At 70.5% G+C, this 3,795-nt stretch carries 4 protein-coding genes; 2 read left to right on the top strand and 2 right to left on the bottom strand.

What is annotated here, in order from left to right; genetic code table 11:
• Nucleotides 1-227: LysR family transcriptional regulator (locus DMC18_RS27200; protein ID WP_146218059.1), on the bottom strand; the 227-nt coding region annotated here is incomplete at its 3' end.
• A gap of 130 nt (nt 228-357) precedes the next feature.
• Between DMC18_RS27200 and DMC18_RS12355 the strand changes: the two genes are divergently transcribed.
• Nucleotides 358-1,548, top strand: coding sequence for an MFS transporter (locus DMC18_RS12355; protein ID WP_110132961.1), 1,191 nt, complete (start codon nt 358-360; stop codon nt 1,546-1,548).
• Nucleotides 1,549-1,647: 99 nt separating this feature from the next.
• On the opposite strand, the gene DMC18_RS12350 is transcribed toward DMC18_RS12355, so the two are convergent.
• Entirely contained in the window at nt 1,648-2,577 is a 930-nt protein-coding gene (locus DMC18_RS12350; RefSeq protein ID WP_110121640.1) for a Gfo/Idh/MocA family protein, read from the bottom strand.
• A gap of 102 nt (nt 2,578-2,679) precedes the next feature.
• Here DMC18_RS12350 and DMC18_RS12345 point away from each other — a divergent pair, with 102 nt between their 5' ends.
• On the top strand, nt 2,680-3,705 hold the full coding sequence (locus tag DMC18_RS12345; RefSeq protein WP_110121641.1) for an NADP-dependent oxidoreductase: 1,026 nt from the start codon (nt 2,680-2,682) through the stop codon (nt 3,703-3,705).
• The last annotated feature ends 90 nt before the right edge of the window (nt 3,706-3,795 follow it).

Here is a 3,795-nt window from a genome sequence, read left to right as displayed (position 1 = left end):
GCCTCGCCCTCCAGCATGGCCTGGGCGTGGGGCAGGAAGGCCTCGCCCTCGGGGGTCAGCGACAGGGCCCGGGTGGTGCGGTGGACGAGGCGCGCCCCGACCTCCTGCTCCAGGGCCGCCATCCGGCGCGAGGCGACCATGGGCGTGACGCCCAGCCGCCGGGCCGCGCCCGCCAGACTGCCGGCCCGCGCGGCCTCCACGAAGACGCCGACGTCCGCGAGATCCATTCTATCGAATTCCGTTATGCCGACTTAACGCAAGACCGTACTATAAACGGATCGGGGATACTCTATATAGCCGGGCGACTGACACGGAACGCCGCCCCCTTCCCTCTCGCCGGGCGGCCTGGAGCCGATCATGAGCACAGCCGCCCTCCCCGCCGACACGTCCAATACCCACGCCCTGGGCAAGGGCCTGACCTTCGCCATGGCCGCCGCCGCGGGCCTGGCCGTAGCCAACATCTATTACAACCAGCCGATGCTGGGCCTGATCGAGCGCGACCTGCCCGGCCCGCTGACCGCCTTCGTGCCGACCGCCACCCAGCTGGGCTACGCCGCCGGCCTCTTCCTGCTGACGCCGCTGGGCGACCGGGTCGAGCGCAAGAGCCTGATCGTCGTGCAGTTCCTGGTGCTGGCCCTGGCCCTGGTCGCCGCCGCCCTGGCGCCGAACACCGGCCTGCTGCTGGTCGCCTCGCTGCTGGTCGGGGCCGGCGCGACCGTGGCCCAGCAGATCGTGCCCTTCGCCGCCCACCTGTCGGCGCCCGAGCGGCGCGGCCAGACCGTGGGCGTCGTGATGTCCGGCCTGCTGTGCGGCATCCTGCTGTCGCGCACCCTGGCCGGCTTCGTGGGCGCGCACGGCGGCTGGCGGGCGATGTTCTGGCTGGGCGCGCCGATCGCCCTGGCGGCCGCCGGCCTGATGGCCCTGGCCCTGCCGCGCAGCAAGCCGGACGCCGACCTCACCTATGCCGGCCTGCTCGGCTCGCTGGGCAAGCTGTGGCGCGAGTTCCCGGCCCTGCGCCGGGCGACCCTGACCCAGGCCAGCCTGTTCGCCGCCTTCACCGCCTTCTGGACGATCCTGGCCCTGCAGCTTCAGGCCCGCTTCCACCTGGGCGCGGACGTCGCCGGCCTGTTCGGCGTCGTCGGCGTGGTCGGCGTGCTGGCCGCCCCGATCGCCGGCCGCGTGGCCGACAAGCGCGGCCCGCACCTGACGATCGCCCTGGGGGCCGTGCTGACCCTGGCCTCGTGGATCCTGTTCGGAACCTGGATCTCGATCGCCGGCCTGATCGTGGGCGTCGTCCTGCTCGACTTCGCCATCCAGGGGGCGCTGGTCTCCAACCAGCACCTCGTCTACGCCCTGCGGCCGCAGGCCCGGGCGCGGCTGAACACCCTGTTCATGGGCGGGATGTTCCTCGGCGGCGCGGCGGGCTCGGCGGCGGCCGCCGCGGCCTGGAACCTCGGCGGCTGGACCGGCGTGGCGCTGATGGGCGCGGGCCTGGCGGCGGTGGCCAGCGTGTTGCAGGTGGCGGGGCTGAAGGGGCGGAAGGGCTAGCCGCCCGCGCTACCATCAAGCTCAATAGGATTGCCTTCCTGGGCCTTGTGCCCAGGAAAGCAGGAAGGGGGTAAGCGGCAAAATCTCGCCTGCCCCCCCTCAATCCACCGAGTGCTCGACCGCCAGCGCCAGATCCAGCGCCCGGGCGGCCTCTTCCCCCGTCACCACCGGACGCGGGGCCTCGCCGCGCACGGCCTTCAGGAAGCCGGCGACGCTCTGGCCCAGGGGGTCCTTGCCGGCCGGGGTTTCGGTGAAGTCCTCGATCAGCGGGAACGGCGTGGTGTTGCGGAAGGTCCGCGCCAGGAAGTCGATCTCGACCTCGCCCGAGGGGTAGACCACCTTCATCGTCCGCTCGCGGGCCTCGGCGACGCGGGAGCTGTCGAACACGGCGGTGAACCCATTGGCGAAAGTGGCCTCCACCTTCACCCAGTCCAGGCCATAGCCGCGCGCGGCCTCGCCCTCGCCTTCGACGGCCACCGGATCGGCGGCGCACAGCGCCAGGGCCAGGTCGATGTCATGGATCATCAGATCGAGCACCACCGAGACGTCGAGGTTTCGGTCCGACGGCGTGCCGCGGCGCACCGCTTCCAGGCGCGTGGGCTGCTCGGGAATGTCCAGCAGGCCCATGGCCTGGAACACCACCCGCTCCTGGTGACCGCAGGCCAGAGCCACGCCAGCCTTGGCGGCGGCGGCGATCAGGGCGTCGGCGTCTTCCGGCGACACCGCCAGGGGCTTTTCGGAATAGACCGGCTTGCCGGCCTTCAGCGCCGCCAGCGCCGCCTTGGCGTGGTGCACGGCCGGGGTGGCGACGGTGACGACGTCGACCGCGGCCAGGAAGGCGTCCATGTCGTCATAGGCCACCGCGCCCAGCGGGCCGGCCAGGGCTTGCGCGCGCGCCAGGTCGATGTCGAACACGCCGACCAGATCGACGCCCGGCAGCTCGGCGTATTTCTTCGCGTGGTAGCCACCGAACACGCCGGCGCCGACAACGCCGGCCTTCAGGGCTTTGACTTGAGCATCTTGGGTCATGGGCGCTGTCTCTAGCCGCTTCGGGATGCCGCGAAAAGCTTTGGCGGGCGACGCGGACCAGCGCTAAACATTCGTTTGAACCAGAACATAAGGGAGGTCGCCATGACCACGTCGCGTGAGATCCGCCTCAAGAGCCGTCCCGTCGGCGTGCCGACCGCCGAGAACTTCGAACTGGCCAGCGTCGAACTGGCCCCGCCCGGCGACGGCGAGATCCAGGTCAAGAACCTCTACATGTCGGTCGATCCCTACATGCGCGGCCGCATGACCGACCGAAAGAGCTACGTGCCGCCGTTCGAGTTGGGCAAGGCGCTGCAAGGCGGCGCGGTCGGCGAGGTGACGGCCTCCAACGATCCGGACTTCAAGGTCGGCGACCTGGTCAGCTCGATGTTCGGCTGGCGCGAGGCCTACAACGCCCATCCGAAAGCCCTGGCGGCCGCCGGGCCGATGGGCGGGATCATGAAGCTATCCACCCACGGCATGCCGCCCCAGGCGTTCCTGGGCGTGGCCGGCATGCCCGGCATGACCGCCTATGCCGGCCTGCTGCGGGTGGCCGGCCTGAAGGAAGGCGACGTCGTTTTCGTCTCGGCCGCCGCCGGCGCTGTGGGCTCGGTCGTCTGCCAGATCGCCAAGATCAAGGGCCACACGGTGATCGGCTCGGCCGGCGGACCGGAGAAGGTCGCCTTCCTCAAGTCGATCGGCGTCGATCACGTGATCGACTACAAGGCCACGCCCGACGTGGTCGCCGAACTGGCCAAGGTCGCCCCCAAGGGCATCGACGTCTATTTCGAGAACGTCGGCGGCGCGCACCTGGAGGCGGCCCTGAACTCGGCCCGGCCGTTCGGGCGCTTCGCCCTGTGCGGGATGATCTCGCAGTACAACGACACCGGCCGCCCGACCGGCCCGGCCAACATCATCCAGGCGGTGGGCAAGAGCCTGCGCCTCGAAGGCTTCATCGTCTCCAACCACTACGACCTGTTCCCCGCCTTCGTGCGCGACATGGCCGACTGGATCGGCTCGGGGAAGCTGACCTGGAAGGACACCGTGCTGGAAGGCGTCGACCGCGCGCCCGAGGCCTTCATCAAGCTGTTCTCGGGCGAGAACCTGGGGAAGATGCTGGTGAAGCTGTAGGCGGCGAAAGACCCCCTCAGTCGGCTTCGCCGACAGCTCCCCCAGAGGGGGAGCATCTGCGGCGTAGATCCTCCCCCTCTGGGGGAGGTG

This window comes from Caulobacter sp. D5, from assembly GCF_003185805.1.
In the GTDB taxonomy this organism is placed as follows: Bacteria; Pseudomonadota; Alphaproteobacteria; order Caulobacterales; family Caulobacteraceae; genus Caulobacter.
The sequence above is the reverse complement of the archived record's forward strand: the minus strand, read 5'-3'. Positions and strand labels throughout refer to the sequence as shown.